Origin of the sequence: Methylobacterium sp. WL12, from assembly GCF_008039475.1 — a bacterium.
Lineage (GTDB): Bacteria > Pseudomonadota > Alphaproteobacteria > Rhizobiales > Beijerinckiaceae > Methylobacterium > Methylobacterium cerastii.
Genome location: NZ_VRUW01000005.1, coordinates 1 through 20,153, shown reverse-complemented (window position 1 = coordinate 20,153; position 20,153 = coordinate 1). Strand labels below are relative to the sequence as shown.

The window sequence follows — 20,153 nt, the reverse complement described above, 5'->3', positions numbered from 1 at the left end:
CTGTTATGACGTGCTTTCTTTCGCAGGACCGGCGTCCACGTCCGCGGAAAGAACGCTAGCTGGCTTGGTCCGGATGCAGGAACGGACGCACGTTGCTCGGTTCCTGCGGGGCGGCATCGGGGCCCGGCCGCCCCATGTCCTCCTCCATGCCGCGCCAGCCGCGCCCGGAGCGCTTGAGGGCCTCGTACTGCTTCTGGAGCGTGACCCGGGTCTCCCGGGCGATGTCCAGCGCGCCCTGCACGAGGGCGCGTTCCGAGCGCTCGTTCTGGAGATCCTCCGTCAGGCGGCGCGTCGTCGTCTCGAACTCCGTCCGTGCGGCTTCCTGGCGATGAACGATCTGCTCGATCCGCTCGGTGAGGGCCGCGTTGCGCACGCCTGCCTGCTCCAGGGCGGCATCCTTCGCGGCCAGCGCCTTGCTGAGCATGTCGCATCGCGCATCGAGTTCCGCGCGCAGGCGCTGCATCTCGAGGAAGCGTTCCGTCTGACGGGCCAGATCGCTCTGGAGGGAGTCGAGGCGCCGTTCCGCGGTCGTGCGGGCGATGCTCGCCTCCTTGAAGTTGCGGTCGGCGATGCGATGCGCCTCGTCCTTCTCGCGCAGCTGATTGCGCGATTGCGTGAGCAGCTGCTCATGGGAATCGGCCCGGTTGGTCGCCGCCTCCAGCTTCATCGCCAAGCCCGCACGCTCGGTGCGCAGCGTCGTCATCTCGGCTTCGTGCTGCGCCTCGTTGCGCTCGCGCAAAGCCGTCTCGGCGGCGAGCTGGGCTTCGACGGCGCGCAGGCGCTGCCGTTCGCCCTCCGCGATCCCTTCCAGGGTCCGGTGTCGGGCCGCCAGCTCCGAGAGCTGCCCGGCCTGCTCCTCGCTCAGCCCCTGGAGCCTACGGCTTTCCTGCTCCAAGGCACTCAGGCTCTCCCGGGCGCCCAGCAGATCGTGTTCCGATCGCGCGAGGGCGCTGTCGGCGGCCTGAGCCTCCAGGCGAAGCGCCTTGTTCTCGCCGGTCAGGGCCTTGGTCTGCTCGATCTCCGCGAACAGTTGACGGTCCAGGTTCTCGATGGCGAGCGTCTTGTCGCGCAGTTCCACGCGTTGCGTGGCCACCGTCGCCTCCCCGGCCTGCAGATGATCCTCGGCCCGGCTCGCGCGGGCCAGCGCATCCGACAGTTCGCCCGCCAGGGTTGAGATGCGCGTCGACAGCTCTGCGACTTCGAGGCGGATCGTGCGTCCGGACTGGAATTCCTGGGCCAGCGACGTCTCGAGTTCCGCGATGCGCATGCTGGCGCGCGGGAGTTCGTCGCTGATGCTGATGATCGGCTCGAGGATCGACGAGAAGTCGTCCTGCAGCGTGCGGAGGTCGTCCAGGCGATCGACCATCGCCTCGATCCGCTGCCGGACGATCTCGTCGCGCTGGCCGATCGAGTCGAGCGAGGAGCGGAGGGTTTCCGACTTGGGCTTGGCGCGCTCGGTGGAGGCGGCGGCGCGGACGTCGGCCTGCGGCAGGCCTCGATCGGCCCGGGCAGCCCGTTCGGACGCCTCGCGCTGGGGCGAGGGGGAAGGCGAGGGAGCGGGCGGTGTCGGCGACAGCACGTTTCGGAAGGACGTCCAAGCCATCGCAGCGACACTTCTCCACGGCATGCCGGCCCGTTGCGAGCCTTCTGCCGCGCATAGCTAGCACTTTTTCTGCAAATTAAAAAGCATGACAGTAAATTTTCGACGAAACGGCGCATGCAATATCAGAGAAAGGCATTGCCAACATTCAAGTTTTCCCAAGTCAAAACGTCCGACCGACGCTGAGCAAGGTTATGACTTGCTCGACGAGAGACTTATTCTCCTGTGGAAAAGGCGGGATCGCTTTCAGATCTGAAGAGTGCGGCCACGCCGAGACATCTCGGCGAACCTGCGGCGTTCCGTGGTTCGACCGCCGCCGCACCCTGGATAAGTCTTACACGTCGAGGTTCGCCACGCTCAGCGCGTTCTCCTGGATGAACTCGCGGCGGGGCTCGACCACGTCGCCCATCAGCTTGACGAAGAGGTCGCCGGCCTCCTCGGTATCCTTGACCTTCACCTGGAGCAGCGAGCGGATGTCGCGGTCGAGTGTCGTCTCCCAGAGCTGCTGCGCGGTCATCTCGCCCAAGCCTTTGTAGCGCTGGAGCTGCAGCCCCTTGCGGCCGAAGGCCATCACAGCCTCGAACAGGGCGGCCGGCCCGTGCAGGACCGTCGACTCGCCCTTGCGCGAGAACGTCACCGGCTCGCCGTAGATCTCGCGGAGCGCGTCGGCGCGGTCGACCAGGCGCCGCGCCTCCTGCGAGGCGATCAGGCCGGCGTCCAGCGTCGCGACCTGGCGCACGCCGCGCAGCGTCCGCCCGAAGACGTAGCCGCCGTCGGCCGCCTCGCCCTGCCAGCCCTGCTCGATGTCGTCGGCGATGGCGTCGAGGCGCTTGGCCGTCACGTCGGCCAGCACCTCGGCCTCGCCGGCATGCTCGGCCGCCTCCGGCCGGAACGCGCCGGCCAGCACCGCCTGCTCGACGACCGAGCGGTCGTAGCGCGTGTGGAGGTTCAGCAGGATGCCGCGGAAGGCGCGGGCCTCCTCGACCAGGGTCTTGAGCTGCGGCCCGCCGAACGCGGCGCCCGACGCCAGCGTCAGCGTTGCGCCCTCGACGCCCTGGTCGATCAGGTAGTCCTCGAGTGCGCGCTCGTCCTTGAGGTAGAGCGCCTTGCGGCCGCGCTCGGCTTTGTAGAGCGGCGGCTGGGCGATGTAGAGGTGCCCGCGCTCGATCAGCTCCGGCATCTGCCGGAAGAAGAAGGTCAGCAGCAGGGTGCGGATGTGCGAGCCGTCCACGTCCGCGTCGGTCATGATGATGATGCGGTGGTAGCGCAGCTTGTCCGGGTTGAAGCCCTCGCGGTCGGTCGAGGACCGCCCGATCCCGGCCCCCAACGCGGTGATCAGAGTGCCGATCTCGGCCGAGCCCAGCATCCGGTCGGCGCGCACGCGCTCGACGTTGAGGATCTTGCCCCGCAGCGGCAGCACCGCCTGGAACGTCCGGTCGCGGCCCTGCTTGGCCGAGCCGCCGGCCGAGTCGCCCTCGACCAGCAGGATCTCGCACTTGCTCGGGTCGCGCTCCTGGCAGTCGGCGAGCTTGCCCGGCAGCGAGGCGATGTCGAGCGCGCCCTTGCGGGTCACGGTCTCGCGGGCCTTGCGCGCGGCCTCGCGGGCGGAGGCGGCCAGGATCACCTTGCTCATCACCGAGCGGGCCTGGGACGGGTTCTCCTCGAGCCAGTTCGACAGGCCCTCGTTGAGCACGTTCTCCACCGCCGGGCGGACCTCGGAGGAGACGAGCTTGTCCTTGGTCTGGGACGAGAACTTCGGGTCCGGGACCTGCACCGAGATCACTGCGGTCAGGCCCTCGCGGCAATCCTCGCCGGTGAGGGTGATCTTCTCGCGCTTGGCGATGCCGGAGGATTCCGCGTAGCCGGTGACCTGGCGGGTCAGCGCGGCGCGGAAGCCAGCCATGTGGGTGCCGCCGTCGCGCTGCGGGATGTTGTTGGTGAAGGGCAGCACGGTCTCGTTGAACGAGTCGTTCCACCACAACGCCACCTCGACGCGGATGCCGTCGCGCTCGGCGCGCACCATCACCGGCTTGCTGACCCCGTCGATGGGTTTGCGCGAGCGGTCGAGGTAGCGCACGAACGCCTCGATCCCGCCCTCGTAGTACAGCTCCTCGCGCCGGTGCTCGGCGTGGCGCGCGTCGGTGAGCACGATCCGGACGCCGGAATTGAGGAAGGCGAGCTCGCGCAGGCGCTTCTCCAGCGTCGCGAAGTCGAACTCGATCATCGTGAAGGTGTCGGTCGAGGGCAGGAAGCTGACCTCGGTTCCCTTACGCCCCTCGCCGGGGCCCTCCACCTTGAGCGGAGCCACGGCGTCGCCGTGGCGGAACTCCATCGTATGCTCCTTGCCGTTGCGCCAGATGCGCAGGCGCAGCCATTGCGACAGGGCGTTGACGACCGAGACGCCGACGCCGTGCAGGCCGCCCGAGACCTTGTAGGAGTTCTGGTCGAACTTACCGCCGGCGTGCAGCTGGGTCATGATGACTTCGGCCGCCGAGACGCCCTCCTCCTTGTGGATGTCCACCGGGATGCCGCGGCCGTTGTCCGAGACGGTGCAGGAGCCGTCGGCGTTCAGCGTCACGGTGACGAGGTCGGCGTGCCCCCCCAGCGCCTCGTCGATGGCGTTGTCCACCACCTCGTAGACCATGTGGTGGAGGCCCGAGCCGTCGTCGGTGTCGCCGATATACATGCCGGGGCGCTTGCGCACCGCATCGAGGCCCTTGAGCACGCGGATCGATTCCGCGCCGTAGGCGTCGACGAACTCGGCGGGTGGCACGGCGCCCTGGGACGGGTCGTTCGGGTTCTGGTTAGACATCAAGGTCCTCGGGCAGGCGGGTCTGAGCGCGAGGGTCCGGCGCCCGCTTGGGAGCAGCCCCGCCTGCGATTCGATCAGTCCGCCTCATATAGGCGTTCCGCCTTGAAATTGCATCGTTTCCGGGCACGCACGGCCAAGCTCGTTCCTGTGTTCTGACCGGGCGGCGTTAACGCCGGGTTAGGCCTGAATCCCGCCCGCCGTCGCCGCGTCGAGCCGGGCGACCGCGTCCGGCGAAAGCCGCAGGGTCACGGCGCCGACGAGCTCGTCGAGCTGGGCCGTCGAGGTCGCGCTGGCGATCGGCGCGGTGACGCCGGGCCGGGCCATGATCCAGGCGAGCGCCACCTGCGCCGGGGTGGCGTCGTGCTCGGCGGCGACCGCGTCGAGGACGCCCAGCAGCGCAAAGCCCTTCGGCGTCAAGTACTTGGAAACCCGGTTCTCGCGGGCGCGGCCGGCGGCGGATTCCGCCGAGCGGTACTTGCCCGTGAGGAAGCCGGCCGCCAGCGAGAAGTAGCCGATGACGCCGAGCCCCGCCTCGCGGCACAGGGGCGCGAGATCGGCCTCGTAGCCGCGCTCGGCGAGGCTGTAATCGGGCTGCAGGCATTCGTAGCGCGGCAGGCCCTCGCGCTCCGAAATCGCCAGCGCCTCGCGCAGGCGAACGGCCGAGAAGTTCGAGGCGCCGACCGCCCGGACCTTGCCCGCCTGGATCAGGCGTTCGTAGGCGCGCAGCGTCTCCTCCTGCGGGGTCGCCGCGTCGTCCGCATGCGACTGGTACAGGTCGATCCGGTCGGTCCGCAGCCGGCGCAGCGACGCCTCGCAGGCCTCGGCGATGCGCGCGGGCGCAAGGCCGGTGCGGCCCTCGCCCATGTCCATGCCGACCTTGGTCGCCAGCACGATCCTGTCGCGCAGGCCGCGCGCGGCGAACCAGCGCCCGATCACCGCCTCCGACTCGCCGCCGGCATGACCGGGCGCCCAGCGCGAGTAGACGTCGGCCGTGTCGACGAAGTTCAGGCCCGCCTCGACCAGGCGGTCGAGGATCGCGAACGACGTGGTCTCGTCGGCCGTCCAGCCGAAGACGTTGGCGCCGAGGCACAGGGGGGCGACGGCGAGGCCGGAGCGGCCGAGGGGGCGCTGTTCCATCGCGCTCAACCCTGCAGGAACGGGTTCGAGACCCGTTCCTCGCCGAGCGTCCCGGTGGGGCCGTGGCCGGGGATGAAGGCGAGGTCGTCGCCGAGCGGCAGAACCTTCTCCAGGATCGCGCGGATGAGCTGGTCGTGGTTGCCGCCCGGCAGGTCGGTGCGTCCGACCGAGCCCTTGAACACCACGTCGCCGACCAGCGCGAAGCGCGCGTCGCGGCTGACGAAGACCACGCTGCCGGGCGAATGTCCCGGCGCGTGCAGGATGTCGAAGGCCAACGGCCCGACGGTGACCGCGTCGCCCTCGTCGAGCCAGCGGTCCGGCGTCACGACGCGGGCGCCGTCGATGCCGTAGTTGGCGCCGGTCTCGGGCAGCGAGTCGAGCAGGTAGCGGTCGGCCTCGTGCGGGCCCTCGATCGGCACGCCCAGGCGCTCGCGCAGCTCGGCCGCGCCGCCGGCATGGTCGATGTGCCCGTGCGTCAGCAGGATCTTCTCCACGCGCACGCCCTGCTCGGCGATGGCCGCCTCGATCCGGTCGAGGTCGCCGCCGGGGTCGACGACGGCGCCGACCTTGGTCGCCGCGTCCCAGATCAGGGTGCAGTTCTGCTGGAAGGGCGTCACCGGGATGATCCCGACGCGGGGCGTGCCTGGCATGGTCGTCCGTTCACGAAACTGGAGGGCGCGAGGTCCACACGTTCTAGCCCGTATCGGATCGAGCCGCACCCCACGGACGCTTGTATCCGAAATGCGACGGCCGGGCCGATTCACCGGCGCCCCGCCGGACTCCGCTGGTTGGTTGACCGCGCAACCGATACAACCTTGTGCGCAATCCTATGTCGTCCCGCGGATCCGCCCGTGCCTGTGTCCGTGCCGCCCGCACTCCTCGACGCCGCCGCACGGCCGCCGGCCGCGCCGCGCGTCGAATGAGGGCGTTCCGGCATCCGGGGCCAAGCGCCCGCGCCCGGCGGATCGCGCCGGCCCTGGCGCTGGCCCTGGCCCAGCTCCCGTCCGCGGCGGTGGCCCGGGAGCGGGCCGAGGACGGCGTCACCCTCGACGCGCTGACGGTGACGAGCGAGGCCCCCGCCGGCGCGAGCCGCGCCCTCCTGGCCCGCACCTTCGGCGTATCCGCTCCGCCCGGGTCGGCGCCGGCTCCGATCGAGAACCCGGTCGGCCAGGTGGTGACGTCGCTCGGCCGCGCCGGCACGATCGACGACCGGCCGCCGACGACGATCGGCGCGGTGCTCGCCAACAGCCCCGGCGTCACCGTCCGCCAGGGGCTCGGCGGCCGCGACGTGGTGATCTCGATCCGCGGCAACAACGCCCGCTCCACCGGCATCACCCGCAACATGGTGGTGCTGGAGGACGGGTTCCTGGTGACGCAGGCCGATGGCGCCTCGCGCTTCGACCTGTCGGACCCCCGCGCCTATTCCCGCATCGACGTGTTCCGCGGGCCGCAATCGGCGCTGTTCGGCAACTACGCCAGCGGCGGCGCGCTGGCGTTCCGCACCCGCACCGGCCGGGAGATCGACGGCTACGAGGTCGCGGTCGACGCCGGCAGCTTCGGCGCCCTGAACAGCGCCTTCGCCGTCGGCCAGGCGAGCGGCCCGTTCGAGATCAGCCTGTTCTCCAGCGACGCGCGCGGCGACGGCTACCAGGGCCATTCGAGCTTCGACACCCAGACCGTGAACCTGCTGGCGAGCTGGACGCCGAGCGCGGACGACCGCTTCACCCTCAAGGTGATCGACAACCACGTCTCCGCCGGGCTGCCGGTGCGCGCGTCGCTGAACCAGTTCACCCTCAACCCGTACCAGCGCGGCTGCGAGACCGCGTCCGCCGCCGCGCCCGGCTGCGCGACGGTCGCGCTCCTGCGCAACGGCGTCTCCGGCCGCACCGTGGCGGTGACCGCCGACCAGGGCGGGTTCGGGCGCGACGACCGCCGCACGGTCGTCGCCGGGCGCTGGGAGCACGACGTGGACGCGCAGACGACCTGGCGCGTCCAGGCCGGCTACGACGCGCGCTCCTACGACCAGCGGTTCTACGTGCAGGCCGGCCGCGCCAGCCTGCCGTCGGTCAACCTCGCCGCCGACCTGACCCGGCGCGGCGAGCTGTTCGGGCTCGCCGCCACCGGCTTCCTGGCCTTGGGCTACGACACCATCGACATCCGCGCGCCGACCTTCAACCGGGCGGCCTTCGGCGGCCCGCGGCTCGGCGCGCTGGTCGGCCTGCAGGAGGCGACGCAGGAGAACCTCGGCGGCCGGGCGCGGGCCGAGATCGCCGTGTCCGACCGCTGGACCGCCGTGCTCGGGGTCGGCGCGACGCGCACCGCGATCTCCGGGCGCAACACCACCTTCGCCTACACGGAGGCCGGCGCCGCCTCCGCGGTCACCCCGGTCGACCCGGCCTACGTCAACGTCGCGCCCGAGCTCGTCCTCGTCTACCGGCCGGATGCGGACTGGGCCCTGCGCGGGCGGGTCGCCACCGGCTACGCGACCCCGTCGGTGGGCAACCTGTTCGTCACGCCGGCCGGCATCCCCGGCTCGAACACCGGGCTCCGGCCCCAGGAGAACCTCGGCTTCGACCTCGGCGCGGAATGGTCGCCGCTGGCGGGCGTGCGCGTCAGCCTCACCGGATTCTACGAGTTCTTCCGCAACGAGCTGGTCGGCCAATCCCCGGGGGCGGGGCTCCTGTCCTACACCTTCAACGTGCCGGCCTCCGAGCACCGCGGCATCGAGCTCGGAGCGGAGGCGGCCCTCGGCTCGGGCTGGCGGGGGACGCTGGCCTACAGCTTCGACGCCCAGGTCTACACCCGCTTCGTCGAGCGACTGGCGGCCGGCGCCTTCGCCGCCGCGTTCGACCGGGCCGGCAATCGCATCGTCGGGGTGCCGGAGCACCAGGTCCTCGCCCGGATCGGCTACGACGTGCCGGCCGGGCCGCTCGCCGGCCTCGGCGCCTACGCCGAAGCGGTGATGCAGGACGGCTTCTTCCTCGACAACGCCAACCTGTTGCGGGTGCCGGGCTTCGCGGTCCTGAACCTCAACGTCCACTACGCGACGGCGCTCGTCGGCTACGCCCGGCGCCTCGACCTCTACGGCGAGGTCCGCAACGTGTTCGACACGGCCACTGTCGGCGCCGCCAACCCGCTCGCCAATTCCCTCAACGCCGTCACCGGCCTGCAGAACGGCCGCGCCGTCCTGGCCGGCACGAGCGGGGCGATCTTCGCCGGGCCGCCGCGGACCTTCATGACCGGGATGCGGCTGCGGTTCTGACGCGCGCCCGGCGCCTTACTCTGACGCGCCGCCCTTCGGCCGGCGGAACCCGTCGTGGAGCGCCAGCATCTCGGCCATGCCGAGCGCCCGGCTGCTCCATCGGGTCTCGGCGGTGTTCACCTGGGTGAAGCGGTCGTGCGACCGGCCGCCATAGGCGCCGAACAGCACCCGCCCCTCCGCGCCGTCCGGCGCCGGGCGGTCGATCCGGTACGAGGGCGGTCCGCCCTTGGCGGTGACGCCGATCCGCACCGCGGCGTCGCCGAAATGCTTCTGGCACATCCGCATGGTGGCGAGCACGGCGCGAAGGTAGGCCTCGCCGTCCTGCAGGTCGGGCAGCACGTCCGCGATGGTCGCATCGGGCGAAAGAGGGTGGCGTCGGGGCATCGGCATCTCGCTTCGTGCTCCCCCCTACCCTGCCGGGGGCGCAAGCGCGAGGCGTCCGCGCCGCTCAGGTCGGCTTGCGCTTCAGGAGCGCGTCGAGGCCGCCGACCCGGAACCAGTGGTAGCCGTAGCCCTCCAGGTACAGGCAGTGGCGCCCGTCTTCGTCCGCCTCGCTCCGCGCGCCGGTGAGCAGGTCGACGAGCACGAGGCCGTCCGGCGCGGCGACGCCGGTGTCGAGAGCGAGTTCGGTCGGGCCGGGCCCGAGGTTGTGCACGCACAGGACCGCGTTGCCGCGCCAGTCGTAGCGGAGCGCCAGCACCGCCGGCCGGCCGGTCTCGAGGGCGGTGACGTCGCCCCAGCCGATCTCCGGCGCCTCCTTGCGCAGGCGGATGACGCTCTGCATCCAGTTGAGGAGCGAGCCCGGGTCGTGGCGCTGGTCGGCGACGTTGACGTGGGCGTAGCCGTAGGGGCCGTGGTCGATCGGCGGCATGGTCGGCGTCGCCGACCGGGTGAAGCCGCCCTGGGCCTCCGGGGTCCACTGCATCGGCGTGCGGGCGCAGTCGCGCTCCTTCAAGGACAGGTCGTCGCCCATGCCGATCTCGTCGCCGTAGCGCAGCACCGGCGTGCCGGGCAGGGTGAACATCAGCGAGTAGGCCAGGCGGATGCGGCGCGGGTCGCCGTCGAGCATCGGCGCGAAGCGGCGGCGGATGCCGCGGTCGTAGAGCTGCATCCCCTTCTCGGGGCCGAATTCCTCGAAGACGGTCTGGCGCTGCTTCTCGGTCAGGCGGCCGAGGTCGAGCTCGTCGTGGTTCCTCAGGAAGATGCCCCACTGGCACGAGAGCGGGCGCGGCTTCGTCCGCTCGATCGCCTTGGCCAGCGGCCGCGCGTCGTGGCCGGCCAGCGCGTAGAACGTCGCCTGATTGATCTGGAAGTTGAACATCATGTGCATGCGGTCGGCGTCGTCGCCGAAGTAGTCGAGGTCCTGCTTGGGCAGGATGTTGGCCTCGGCCAGGATGATCGCGTCGCCCTTGCGCCATTGCAGGAACTCGCGGAAGTCGCGCAGCATGTCGAACTGCTCGGTCGGCGCACCCGCCACGTCGGCGCCCTTGCGCGCGATGACGAAGGGCACCGCGTCCATGCGGAAGCCCGAGACCCCGAGCTCGATCCAGAACCCCATGATCTTCAGGATCTCGGCCAGCACCGCGGGGTTGGCCGTGTTCAGGTCGGGCTGGAAGTCGAAGAAGCGGTGGAAGTAGTAGGCCTTGGCCTGCGCGTCCCAGGTCCAGGTCGTCTTCTGGACACCGGGAAACACCATGCCCTCGGAGGCCGTGGCCGGCTTCTCCTTCGACCAGACGTACCAGTCGCGGTAGGGCGAATCCGGGTCGGAGCGCGCGGACTGGAACCAGCGGTGCTGGTCCGAGGTGTGGTTGACCACGAGGTCGATCAGCACCCGCAGGCCGCGCTGCTTGGCGGCGTGTGTGAAGGCGACGAAGTCGCCGAGCGAGCCGTAGGCCGGGTCGACCCCGTAATGGTCGGCGATGTCGTAGCCGCCGTCGCGCTTCGGCGAGGGCTGGAACGGCATCAGCCAGACCGCGGTGACGCCGAGCCCCTGGAGATAGTCGAGCCGCCGCTCCAGCCCGGCGAAATCGCCGATCCCGTCCCCGTCGGCATCCATGAAGGTGCCGACCGACAGGCAGTAGATCACCGCGTTCTTGTACCAGAGGTCGTTGATCATGCGCGTGGCCCTCGTCGGGGTCGAAGGGGCCGCGGCGTCCGGGCGCGGCGACGGAACGGACGGACGGCTACTTCCGCGCGTGTTCCATGTAGGCGCGCAGCACGGCGTTGATCCGGGTCTGGTACCCGCGTCCCTGGCCCTGGAAGAAGGCCAGCACGTCGGCGTCGAGCCGGATCGTCATCGGCTTCTTGCGCGACTCGGGGTGGAAGACCGCCTTGCTCCAGTCGATCTCCAGCCCCGCCTCGTCGGGATCGGACGCGATCGCGGCCTCGACATCGGTCATGGCTTTCACGGCCTCCCAGTCGGTCTCGCTCTCCCCGCGCTCAACCATCGCCTTCAGTTCCGCGGAGGAATAGCTGACGATACGCTTCCCGCTCTCCATTGCGTGCTCTCCTCATCGAGATCGCTCGCCGCGTCTCGCTCCGCCATGTCCAGATCAGAGTGACGAACAGGTCGTCCAGGATCGCGACCGTGAACTGGCGTCTCTCGCCGCGGTCTGCCATCGAAGAGGGCAGCCGCATCTCGGAAGTCGAGCCGATGCTTGAGCAGATTCGTCCGGCGCTTGGCCTCGTCCCACTCGAACATCGCACCTCACCGTAACGTGTCCATACGAGGCGTCAATACGCTGCCGCACGCAAGCCCCGAGCCTGGGAGGCTCCTTAAAACAGCCGCGTTGTGCACGCCCTGTTCAGCCGCCCGCGCCAAAGGTCGGCGTGCGCTGAGAAACCCAGCCGTGCCGGTGCCCCGGATCGCATGAACACCATCCTGATCAAGCTGTTCGCGACCGCCCTGACGCTGAGCCAGGTCACGACCAAGCCCGAGGCGCTGAAGACCCAGTTCGACCCGGCCGTGGACGGTCCGCAGGTCGTTCAGATCCTGCGCGACGGCTGCGCGCACATGCGAAAGGCCTTCGACATCGAGGACATCAACCTCGACGAGCTGATTTCCACCGCGATGGAGGATCCGACGGCCGTGGCCGGGCCGGCGGCGCCGAAGATCCTGCACGGGCTCGACATCGGCGAGCTGAACACGAGCTACAAGCAGTTCTGCAAGGGCGAGAACCCGAAGGGCTCGCCGTTCGACGCCCGCGAGGTGATCGAGTTCTACAACCGCGCGACCACCGACCTGCCGACCGCCGAGGCCCTGCGCGACAAGGCGCTGCCGGGCATGACCCGCATCCTCGACGCCTCGGGCAAGCCCTTCGCCGAAACCTTCGAGCCGAACGGCCGCCGCCTCGTCGTGCCGATCGCCGACGTGCCGCCGCTGGTCCGACAAGCCTTCATCGCCGCCGAGGACAAGCGCTTCGAGAGCCACCACGGCATCGACGAGCGGGGGGTGATCCGCGCCTTCATCGGCAACCTCGCCGCCCCCGGCCGGCCGGCCGGCGGCTCGACCATCACGCAGCAGGTGGTGAAGAACCTCTCGGTGGGCGACGACGTCACCTACGAGCGCAAGATCCGCGAGATGATCGTCGCCTCCCGCCTGGAGCGCATCCTCGGCAAGCCGCAGATCCTCGGGCTCTACCTCAACGGGATCTATCTCGGCCGCGGCGCCTACGGCATCGAGATGGCCGCCAGGAGCTATTTCGGGAAGTCGGTCGGGCAACTCACCCTGCCCGAGGCGGCGTTGCTCGCCGGCATGCCCAAGGGGCCGAACTTCTACAGCCCCGACAAGTACCCCGAGCGCGCCCGCGAGCGCCGCGCCTACGTCCTCGCTCGCCTCAAGGAGGAGGGGGCGATCACCGAGGCCGAGATGGCGGCGGCCGTCGCCTCCGACCTCGGGCTGAAGCCGGTCGAGACCGCGCGGCGCGATTCCGGGTTCTACGTGGTCGACCACCTCACCCGCGAGGCCCGCACCTTCGCCGGGCTGGATTCGCTCACCGCCCACTCCTTCACCGTGCGCTCGACGATCAACGCCGGGCTGCAGCGGGCGGTCGAGGGCGCGTTGCAGGACGGGCTGGCGAATTACGAGCGCGGCACCGGGCGCCAGACCTATCCGGGGCCGGAGTTCAACCTCACTGAGAGCGTGCGCAAGCTCCAGGCGGCGGTCCCCGCCCCCGAGGCCGCGCCGCAATCGCTGCCGGGCGTCACCGGTGCGGAGGCCAAACCTACAGAGATCAAGCCTGCCGAGGCGAAGGCGCCCGTCGGCAGGCCGGCGCGCGGGAAGGCGACCGTCGCCGCGCCGGCCGGGAAGCCCGTGTGGCTGCGCGCGCTCGAGAGCGCCCGGCCGGTGCTCTACGACGTGCGCTGGCCGCTCGCCGTGGTGCTGGAGACCGGCCGCAACGGCGTGAAGGTCGGGCTCGGCGACGGCCGCGTCGCGTCGCTCGATCCCGGCATCGCGCGGGGCAAGCTGCAGCCCTACGACGTCGTCCGGGTGAAGCTGCGCGAGGGCACGGGGCCTCGTGACGAGAAGGGCCTTCGTGCCGAGATCCGGGTGAAGCCGTCCGTGCAGGGTGCGGCTCTGGTGCTGGAGAACCGAACGGGGCGCATCCTGGCGATGGCCGGCGGGTTCTCCTATCCGGCGAGCCAGCTCAACCGCGTGACGCAGGCGGTGCGCCAGCCGGGCTCGACCCTGAAGCCGCTGACCTACCTCGCGGCCCTCAACGCCGGGCTCCAGCCCAACACCCTGGTGATGGACGCGCCCGTGACCCTGCCTCCGATCGGCGGGGTCGGCGACAGCTGGTCGCCGAAGAACTACGACGGCGGCGGCTCCGGGCCGACGACCTTGCGGCGGGGCTTGGAATTCTCGAAGAACCTCGTCACCGCCCGCCTGCTCCAGGGCGGCATCGCGGACAAGGCGCCGGCCAGCCTCAAGCGCGTCTGCGACATCGCGCTGGAGGCGCAGATCTACGCGGCCTGCGAGCCGTACTATCCGTTCGTGCTCGGCGCCCAGCCGGTGCGGATGATCGATCTCGCCGGCTTCTACGCCGCGGTCGCCAACGAGGGCGCGCGCACCGCGCCCTACGCCCTCGAAGGGATCGAGCGCGACGGCACGCCCGTCTACGCCCACGCCGCCCGCGAGCCGGTGCGGATCGGCTCGGCCGACCGGGTGGCGTTCTACCAGCTCAAGACCATGCTCCAGGGCGTGACCAACCACGGCACCGCGGCGGCCCTGTCGCGGGTCTCGCAGTTCGTCGCCGGCAAGACCGGCACCTCGGAGAACGAGAACGACGCGTGGTTCGCCGGGTTCACCAACGAGGTCACGGTGGTGGTCTGGGTCGGCTACGACAACGCCGACGGCACCCGCAAGACGCTCGGCCGCGGCCAGACCGGCGGCCACGTCTCCGTGCCGATCGCGTCGGCGATCTTCCAGGCGGCCTGGGCCAACGGGGTGGCCAAGACCGCGCTCGCCCCGCCCTCCCCCGAGGCGCGTCAGATGCTCGTCGACGTCTCGATCGACCCGCGCAGCGGGCAGCGCGTCGCGGGCGGCGGGTTCACCGAGCACTTCCGCAAGGCCGCCGACGGCCGCATGGCCGACACGCAGTACAAGCTGCTGCCGCGCGAGAACGCCTACGCGATGCGGCCGGACGCGGAGGACGGCGACCTCTCGGGGACCGAGGACGGCGCGGACGTGGCCGGCGACGCCTACGGCAACCGCGCCCCCGACGCCGACCTGCTCGACCCGTTCGGCGACCGCCGCCCGGCGCTCCGCAGCCGGCGGGCGCAGGGCGACGTCGAGGGCGGCTACCGGCCCTGGCCCGGCCAGACCGCGCGTTCGCCCTTCGGCGACGACGACCTGCGCCCGCGCCGCCGCGATCCCGACTACCTGTTCGGCGACGACCCGCGCTACTGACGCCGCCCCTCCCTTCTCCCCTTCGAGGTCCTTCCGTGCTGCTGCAGCGACCCGTTCGCCTTGCCTTGCCCCTGCTCGTGCTCGCGGGCGTCCCGTCCGCGATGGCCCAGGCGACGCCCCCCTCGCCGGCGCAACCGGGCATGGCCGCGACGGCCGCGACGGCCGCGACGGCCGGGCGCATCCGGGAGGTCGCCTCGGTCGCCGCCGTCGACCCGACCACGCTGAAGCCCGGGACGATCCTGGTGAGCGACCACCGCGACACCCCCTCGGCGCCCGAGAACGGGCTGACGCCCTACCTCGACTGGGTGCGGACCAAGCCGGTGGAGGCGGCCGCGCTCTCGCCCTTCCCCGGCTACAAGGAGCCGGACTACACCACCACCGTGAACGGGGTCGCCAAGCCGCGGCACGAGGCGCTGAAGGTCTACGTCGCCGAGGGGCGCTTCGTGGTGGCACGGCCCGCCGAGGCGATCGACCTGTCGGCGCTGGCGCAGCTCGGCTTCGTGCAGGCGATGGACCCGGCGATCAAGCACAAGGCGCTCGACCCCGCCGACGTGACGCCGACGAAGGACCCGGCCGCGGCCTTCGCCCGCCGTCCCGACCGGCCGTGGTGCGAGCCGGGCACGGTGTGCATCGAGTCGCGCTACGACCTGGAGGGCAAGCTGCCGCTGGGCGTGAAGCTCGCCAACAAGCTGGAGGAGGGCGGCGCCAAGAAGATCGCCGAGTTCGTCTCGTTCCAGAGCGAGCTGCGCACCCTACCGCCCGACCGGGCCGCGAGCCTGGGGGCGCTGACCAAGGTCGACACCACGGTGACGGGCGGGCTCGAGCAGACGATCTTCTGGGTCAACCAGATCCTGCGCTTCGGCAAGTTCCTGGCGGTGTTCCAGCCGATGCCGAACGACCCGACCAAGACCGTCGTCACCACCTACATGGCGCTGGCGATCAAGGGCGACGTGCTCGACCGCAAGGCGGAATACGCCCGCGTGCCCGTGCTGAGGAACCTGCTGCCGGCGCAGGTGCTGATGGGCAACTCGAGCTTCAACACCGGCACCTCGATCAGCGCCGGCCTGCCGACCTACGCCCGCAACCGCATCGCGGCCTTCGCCGACGCCCTCGCCAAGCGCTGAGCGCCCCCGGGGCCTCGCCCCGCACCGCGGAAGGCGGCGCGGGGACCGGCCCGAACGATCGGAGACGCCGGCGGATCAGTAGCCGCGATTCACGATCGAGGGCATCGAGGGCTGCGTGTACAGGCGGTTCACGTCGGGCCGGGTCTGGGTGCCGTTGGTGTCGTTCGAGCGCCGGTAGTTGTCGGTGTTGAAGGTCTCCGCCAGGCCGCTGCGGCTGTCGGGGCCGTCGACGCTGTTGCAGGCGGCGAGGCCGCCGAGCAGGGCGGCCGCGAGGGCGAGGGGAGCAAGGGTCCGAAGGGTCGGGACGGGGCGCATCGCAGGTTCCTGGGGCGTCATCGTGAGGGAGGCGCGGGAATCGCCGGTGCCGGCGGAGGTGTCGGGCCGGTGTGGCCGCGTCAAGGCGGTGCCGCTCGCGTAAAGCGGTTGCCGGGGATCCGATGTCGGATGGCCACGGAAAAGTCACCACGGCGTGGCTTTGCGGCCGCGAACCGGGGCATTCGTGTGGAGGAGCCGCCCCACAACCCTGGCCAAGCGGCCGCGTTCCGGCGACAACCGCCGGGATGAGCCGAAAGCCTTCATGAGCAACGTCCTGCCCTTCCGCCCGCGCACCCCCGTGCAGCAACTCGCCCGGTGCGAGGTCGTCGCCGTCGCCGGCGACCTCCTCACGCTGCTCGAACAGCTCGAGGATGTGAGCGCGCGCGCCGCCGCCATGGGCCGCCCGGCCCTCGAGGTCGAGCGCACGGTCCAGCACCTGCTCGACGCGGTCGGGGCCGTCGAGCGCGCGCTCGACTGCATCGGCGAGGGCGAGCAGGCCGCGCCGGCCTGACGCCGGGCGCCACGTCCCGACCCGAATGCACGACTCGAACGGGGCATGAGAACCCGAACGAGGACGGCGCGAACGCAATCCGACCCCGACGCGAGCGCCTCTCGTAGGCTCGTCGCACGCTCGCCCTCACGAGCCCGCCTCCCGCACTGACACACCGAGCCGACCTGCCGACGTTGCGTGCAATGTCCGCGGAACTGTCGCGCTTAAGTTGTCGTTGAGGGGGTGTCGCAGCGCACGCGCCGTGCGGTGCGCCCCATTTCCAATGCTCGAGCATCCTCGGAGGGATCGATGACGTCGTCCTTGAACCGTCGCGCCCTCGCCGTGGTGATCGCCGGCGGCCTCGTCGCAGGCGGCGGCGCCCAGGCCCAAGCGGCGGAGATCGGCTTCTTCGAGGCCTTATTCGGCGGGGCGCGGCCGGCCGTGCAGGCGCCCGAGCCGAGCCAGCCCGCCTACGCCGGGGCCCAGATCCGTCACCGCAGCCGCCGGGCCGCCGCGCCGCGTCCGCGGATCCGCTACGCCGCCCTGCCCGCCTCGGAGCCGTTGAAGGTGCGGATCACCGATCGCCAGAAGCCGATCGACATGAAGGGCGGCGCCGTCGCCGCCCTGATGAAGGACGAGACTCTGCGCCCCGGCGACATCGTGGTCCTGAACACCGGCGCCCGCGTCTTCACCGGCGATCCCGACGCGGCGCACACGATGCGCGACTTCGTCCCGGTGGAGCGCTCGACCTACGTCGACCGCGGCACCCGCAAGCAGCTCGCGGCGCTGATGGCGCCGGCCTCGGCCTTGCCGGCCGACCAGGCCCGGAAGTTCGTCGAGCGCCTGAAGAGCACCCCGCGCACCCCCGCGACGCTCGTGCCGCAGCAGGCCTCGATGCGGATTATCAGCCCCTGGACGGTGGCGCCGTAAGGCGCCGACCCGCTCGCCGTTCAGGTCGCCGAGGCGCCGGCGAGGCTCGACCAGACCGTGCCGTAGTGGCAGGCGGCCGCGGCGAGCACGAAGGCGTGCCAGATGGCGTTCTGGAACGGCAGCTTGCGCCAGACGTGGAAGATGACGCCGACCGAGTAGAGCAGGCCGCCGACGGCGAGCATCCATAGGGCGGTCGGCTGCAGGGCCGCGATCACGGATTCGTAGGCGAACAGGCCGCACCAGCCCAGCAGCAGATAGAGGCCGATCGACAGCCGGTCGAAGCGGCCGGGCAGCAGCAGCTTCACGGCGATGCCGATCCCGGCCACGATCCAGACGAAGGCGAGGAGCCCCCAGGCCATCGGCCCGGTCCCGACGAGGGCGACGAGCGGCGTGTAGGTGCCGGCGATCATCAGGTAGATCAGCGCGTGGTCGGCCCGGCGAAGCAACCATTTGCGCCGGCCGACGGGGTAGAGGTTGTAGGTCGCCGAGACCGCCAGCATCGAGACCAGTGCGGTGGCGTAGACCGCCACCGCGATCCGCTCGGATAGGCCGAGATGCTCGGTCAGCGCCATCGAGATGAGGGCGACCGCACCGGCGAGGCCGAGGAGCACGCCGAGGCCGTGGACCACCCCGTCGGCGACGATCTCGCGCGGGGTGTAGTGCCAGGTCAGACCGACCGGTCGTCCATCTTCGGCCAGGAACATCACAGCCTCCTGCAACGCGTCAAGGCTAAGCCGTTTCGATGACACTCGTTCCACCGGCAGACCACGCAGCCCCGGTCGATCGCGACTTTTCCACCGTTCAGGATCAATCTTCATCCTGAACCGGTGATGTCAGAGGTCTCCGAGGCTCCGTCAGGCCCCCCGGCCTGCGAGCGCCTCGAAGCCGAACGCCGCCACCGCCGGCCCGCTGGCGCGGGACGCGCGCACGAGGCCGCGGCTCAGGCGCGCATGCACGGTGGCCATCACCAGCACGGCCATCGCCAGAACCTGGTGCGCAAGCGCCGCCCAGAGCGGCACGGCCATGAGCAGCGTCGCGATCCCGAGCCCGGCCTGCGCCAGGGCGAGACCGGCGACGCCGGTGGCGCGGCGCGCCACGGAGCTGGCCGGAGCGGCGACCCGCGCGTCGACCGCGTGCGCGAGGGCGACGGCGAGGAGCAGGTAGGCGGTGAGCCGGTGGTTCAGCTGGACCAGGGTGACGTTGTCGACGAAGTTCTCGATCCAGGGCCGCACCGAGAACAGGGTCTCCGCCGGCGGGATCAGGGCGCCGTCCATGGTCGGCCAGGTGTTGTGGACGAGGCCGGCATGGGAGCCGGCCACCAGCCCGCCGAGGAAGATCTGCGCGAGCACCAGAGCCGGCAGGGCGAGCGCGACCGCGCGCAGCCGCGGCGCGGCCGGGGCGACGCCCGCGCTGCGCTCGCCGGCGGCGAGCCACACGAGGCCCGCCAGGATCAGGCTCGCCATGGTGAGGTGGAGGGCGAGCTTGATCGGCGCCACCGCGGTCATGCCGGGCTGCAGCCCCGAGGCCACCATGATCCAGCCGATCGCCCCCTGCGCGGACCCGAGGATTCCGAGCGTCAGCAGGCCGAGCCCGAGGCGCCGGCTCAGCATGCCGCGCCACCAGAACGCGATCAGCGGCAGGAAGAACACAAGGCCGACGATCCGCCCAAGCAGGCGGTGTCCCCATTCCCAGATGTACAGGACCTTGAAGTCGGACAGGCCCAGGCCCTGGTTGAGGATGCGGTATTGGGGCGTATCGCGGTACTTCTCGAACTCGGTCGCCCAGTCGGCGGCCGAAAGCGGCGGCACCACGCCGGTGACGGGGCGCCATTCGGTGATCGACAGGCCGGACCCGGTCAGGCGCGTCGCGCCGCCGACCGCCACCATCGCGACCACGAGGGCGGCGAGGAGGTAGAGCCAGATGCGGACGGCGCCTTCGCGGCGCGGGGATTCGGCAGGCCTCATCGGGGCGTCGTCGCTCGGATCGGTGAGAGGGAGCCACCGGGTTAGGCAAAGCCGGCGCCCGCGGCAACGTCCGGCGTTGCCGCACGCCACCCGAATCGTAGGGAAGCCAAGGGGATGGCGCCGATCCGACGCGTTGCCATCGTCGCGCCTCGGCGCTACCCCCGGGGCTCGCACGAGGGAATTGCATGCGCCGCCGCACCCGCACCCTGATCGGGACGATCGGGATCCTGGGCTTCGTCATCGTCTACGCGCCGCTGGCGATGGCTCTCGCCGACAGCCGCATCGCCGAGGCCCCGCCCCTGCTCCAGACCGTGCTCTACAGCATCCTGGGCATCGCCTGGATCTTCCCGCTGATGCCGCTGATCAAGTGGATGGAACGGCCCGACCGCTGAGGCCGCCCGCGTTTTCGCCGCACTCGGGGGCGAGAAGCGGCCGACCCGCGCCGCTCGCCTCGCAGATGTCGTTCATGCCCCTCCCGAAATCGTCCCCCGCCCTCGCCGGGTTGCTCCTCCTGTGGCTCGGCGGCGCCGCCCAGGCCCAGGGGACGCCGCGCTCGGTCGGGGAATGCGAGCGCCTGAAGAACGACCTCGCCTACAACCAGTGCCTCGCCA

General features: G+C 71.1%; 16 protein-coding genes. 6 read left to right on the top strand and 10 right to left on the bottom strand.

The window, feature by feature from the left end:
- Positions 1–55: 55 nt before the first annotated feature.
- The 4 genes from FV226_RS03500 to FV226_RS03485 all read right to left on the bottom strand — a co-directional run bounded on the left by FV226_RS03500 (position 56) and on the right by FV226_RS03485 (position 6,199).
- Positions 56–1,603, bottom strand: a complete 1,548-nt coding sequence (locus tag FV226_RS03500; RefSeq protein WP_147761831.1) for a chromosome partitioning protein ParA — start codon at positions 1,601–1,603, stop codon at positions 56–58.
- Between the two features lie 331 nt (positions 1,604–1,934).
- A complete protein-coding gene (gyrB, locus tag FV226_RS03495) occupies positions 1,935–4,412 on the bottom strand; it encodes a DNA topoisomerase (ATP-hydrolyzing) subunit B (protein WP_210246494.1) in 2,478 nt (825 codons plus the stop codon).
- Between the two features lie 177 nt (positions 4,413–4,589).
- Entirely contained in the window at positions 4,590–5,549 is a 960-nt protein-coding gene (locus tag FV226_RS03490) for an aldo/keto reductase (protein ID WP_147761830.1), read from the bottom strand.
- Between the two features lie 5 nt (positions 5,550–5,554).
- Entirely contained in the window at positions 5,555–6,199 is a 645-nt protein-coding gene (locus tag FV226_RS03485; RefSeq protein ID WP_147761829.1) for an MBL fold metallo-hydrolase, read from the bottom strand.
- A 269-nt stretch (positions 6,200–6,468) separates the two neighbouring features.
- Between FV226_RS03485 and FV226_RS03480 the strand changes: the two genes are divergently transcribed.
- Positions 6,469–8,811: a TonB-dependent receptor gene (locus FV226_RS03480; protein ID WP_147761828.1), complete on the top strand. Its 2,343-nt coding sequence runs from the start codon at positions 6,469–6,471 to the stop codon at positions 8,809–8,811.
- 15 nt (positions 8,812–8,826) lie between these two features.
- Here FV226_RS03480 and FV226_RS03475 read toward each other — a convergent pair whose 3' ends face one another.
- The 3 genes from FV226_RS03475 to FV226_RS03465 form a co-directional block, all read right to left on the bottom strand.
- Complete coding sequence (locus tag FV226_RS03475; protein WP_246691477.1) at positions 8,827–9,195, bottom strand: hypothetical protein; 369 nt, start codon at positions 9,193–9,195, stop codon at positions 8,827–8,829.
- A gap of 64 nt (positions 9,196–9,259) precedes the next feature.
- Complete coding sequence (locus FV226_RS03470; protein WP_147761826.1) at positions 9,260–10,927, bottom strand: alpha-amylase family protein; 1,668 nt, start codon at positions 10,925–10,927, stop codon at positions 9,260–9,262.
- 67 nt (positions 10,928–10,994) lie between these two features.
- Positions 10,995–11,309, bottom strand: a complete 315-nt coding sequence (locus tag FV226_RS03465) for a BrnA antitoxin family protein (RefSeq protein ID WP_147761825.1) — start codon at positions 11,307–11,309, stop codon at positions 10,995–10,997.
- 371 nt (positions 11,310–11,680) lie between these two features.
- On the opposite strand from FV226_RS03465, the gene FV226_RS03455 reads away from it, so the two are divergent.
- Positions 11,681–14,719 carry a transglycosylase domain-containing protein gene (locus tag FV226_RS03455; protein ID WP_147761824.1) on the top strand — a complete coding sequence of 1,013 codons (3,039 nt, stop codon included), beginning with the start codon at positions 11,681–11,683 and terminating at the stop codon, positions 14,717–14,719.
- Positions 14,720–14,859: 140 nt separating this feature from the next.
- Positions 14,860–15,843 carry a hypothetical protein gene (locus FV226_RS03450; protein WP_246691485.1) on the top strand — a complete coding sequence of 328 codons (984 nt, stop codon included), beginning with the start codon at positions 14,860–14,862 and terminating at the stop codon, positions 15,841–15,843.
- 75 nt (positions 15,844–15,918) lie between these two features.
- On the opposite strand, the gene FV226_RS03445 is transcribed toward FV226_RS03450, so the two are convergent.
- Positions 15,919–16,158 (bottom strand): hypothetical protein, encoded by a 240-nt coding sequence (locus tag FV226_RS03445; protein WP_147754639.1) that lies wholly within the window; start codon positions 16,156–16,158, stop codon positions 15,919–15,921.
- 262 nt (positions 16,159–16,420) lie between these two features.
- On the opposite strand from FV226_RS03445, the gene FV226_RS03440 reads away from it, so the two are divergent.
- The gene (locus FV226_RS03440) at positions 16,421–16,669 is read left to right on the top strand and encodes a hypothetical protein (protein WP_147754640.1); all 249 of its coding nucleotides are present in this window, start codon (positions 16,421–16,423) and stop codon (positions 16,667–16,669) included.
- 288 nt (positions 16,670–16,957) lie between these two features.
- A complete protein-coding gene (locus tag FV226_RS03435) occupies positions 16,958–17,578 on the top strand; it encodes a hypothetical protein (protein WP_147761823.1) in 621 nt (206 codons plus the stop codon).
- Positions 17,579–17,598: 20 nt separating this feature from the next.
- On the opposite strand, the gene FV226_RS03430 is transcribed toward FV226_RS03435, so the two are convergent.
- The gene (locus tag FV226_RS03430) at positions 17,599–18,282 is read right to left on the bottom strand and encodes a hemolysin III family protein (protein ID WP_147761822.1); all 684 of its coding nucleotides are present in this window, start codon (positions 18,280–18,282) and stop codon (positions 17,599–17,601) included.
- A gap of 150 nt (positions 18,283–18,432) precedes the next feature.
- Positions 18,433–19,542, bottom strand: a complete 1,110-nt coding sequence (locus tag FV226_RS03425; RefSeq protein WP_147761821.1) for a COX15/CtaA family protein — start codon at positions 19,540–19,542, stop codon at positions 18,433–18,435.
- Positions 19,543–19,727: 185 nt separating this feature from the next.
- Between FV226_RS03425 and FV226_RS03420 the strand changes: the two genes are divergently transcribed.
- On the top strand, positions 19,728–19,934 hold the full coding sequence (locus FV226_RS03420) for a DUF2842 domain-containing protein (RefSeq protein ID WP_147754807.1): 207 nt from the start codon (positions 19,728–19,730) through the stop codon (positions 19,932–19,934).
- Positions 19,935–20,153 lie beyond the last annotated feature (219 nt).

Excerpts from the sequence above, each read along its gene's own strand:
- FV226_RS03500 (WP_147761831.1), bottom strand. The coding sequence starts at position 1,603 with ATGGCTTGGACGTCCTTCCGAAACGTGCTGTCGCCGACACCGCCCGCT.
- gyrB (WP_210246494.1), bottom strand. The coding sequence starts at position 4,412 with ATGTCTAACCAGAACCCGAACGACCCGTCCCAGGGCGCCGTGCCACCC.
- FV226_RS03490 (WP_147761830.1), bottom strand. The coding sequence starts at position 5,549 with ATGGAACAGCGCCCCCTCGGCCGCTCCGGCCTCGCCGTCGCCCCCCTG.
- FV226_RS03485 (WP_147761829.1), bottom strand. The coding sequence starts at position 6,199 with ATGCCAGGCACGCCCCGCGTCGGGATCATCCCGGTGACGCCCTTCCAG.
- FV226_RS03480 (WP_147761828.1), top strand. The coding sequence starts at position 6,469 with ATGAGGGCGTTCCGGCATCCGGGGCCAAGCGCCCGCGCCCGGCGGATC.
- FV226_RS03475 (WP_246691477.1), bottom strand. The coding sequence starts at position 9,195 with ATGCCCCGACGCCACCCTCTTTCGCCCGATGCGACCATCGCGGACGTG.
- FV226_RS03470 (WP_147761826.1), bottom strand. The coding sequence starts at position 10,927 with ATGATCAACGACCTCTGGTACAAGAACGCGGTGATCTACTGCCTGTCG.
- FV226_RS03465 (WP_147761825.1), bottom strand. The coding sequence starts at position 11,309 with ATGGAGAGCGGGAAGCGTATCGTCAGCTATTCCTCCGCGGAACTGAAG.
- FV226_RS03455 (WP_147761824.1), top strand. The coding sequence starts at position 11,681 with ATGAACACCATCCTGATCAAGCTGTTCGCGACCGCCCTGACGCTGAGC.
- FV226_RS03450 (WP_246691485.1), top strand. The coding sequence starts at position 14,860 with ATGGCCGCGACGGCCGCGACGGCCGCGACGGCCGGGCGCATCCGGGAG.
- FV226_RS03445 (WP_147754639.1), bottom strand. The coding sequence starts at position 16,158 with ATGCGCCCCGTCCCGACCCTTCGGACCCTTGCTCCCCTCGCCCTCGCG.
- FV226_RS03440 (WP_147754640.1), top strand. The coding sequence starts at position 16,421 with ATGAGCAACGTCCTGCCCTTCCGCCCGCGCACCCCCGTGCAGCAACTC.
- FV226_RS03435 (WP_147761823.1), top strand. The coding sequence starts at position 16,958 with ATGACGTCGTCCTTGAACCGTCGCGCCCTCGCCGTGGTGATCGCCGGC.
- FV226_RS03430 (WP_147761822.1), bottom strand. The coding sequence starts at position 18,282 with ATGTTCCTGGCCGAAGATGGACGACCGGTCGGTCTGACCTGGCACTAC.
- FV226_RS03425 (WP_147761821.1), bottom strand. The coding sequence starts at position 19,542 with ATGAGGCCTGCCGAATCCCCGCGCCGCGAAGGCGCCGTCCGCATCTGG.
- FV226_RS03420 (WP_147754807.1), top strand. The coding sequence starts at position 19,728 with ATGCGCCGCCGCACCCGCACCCTGATCGGGACGATCGGGATCCTGGGC.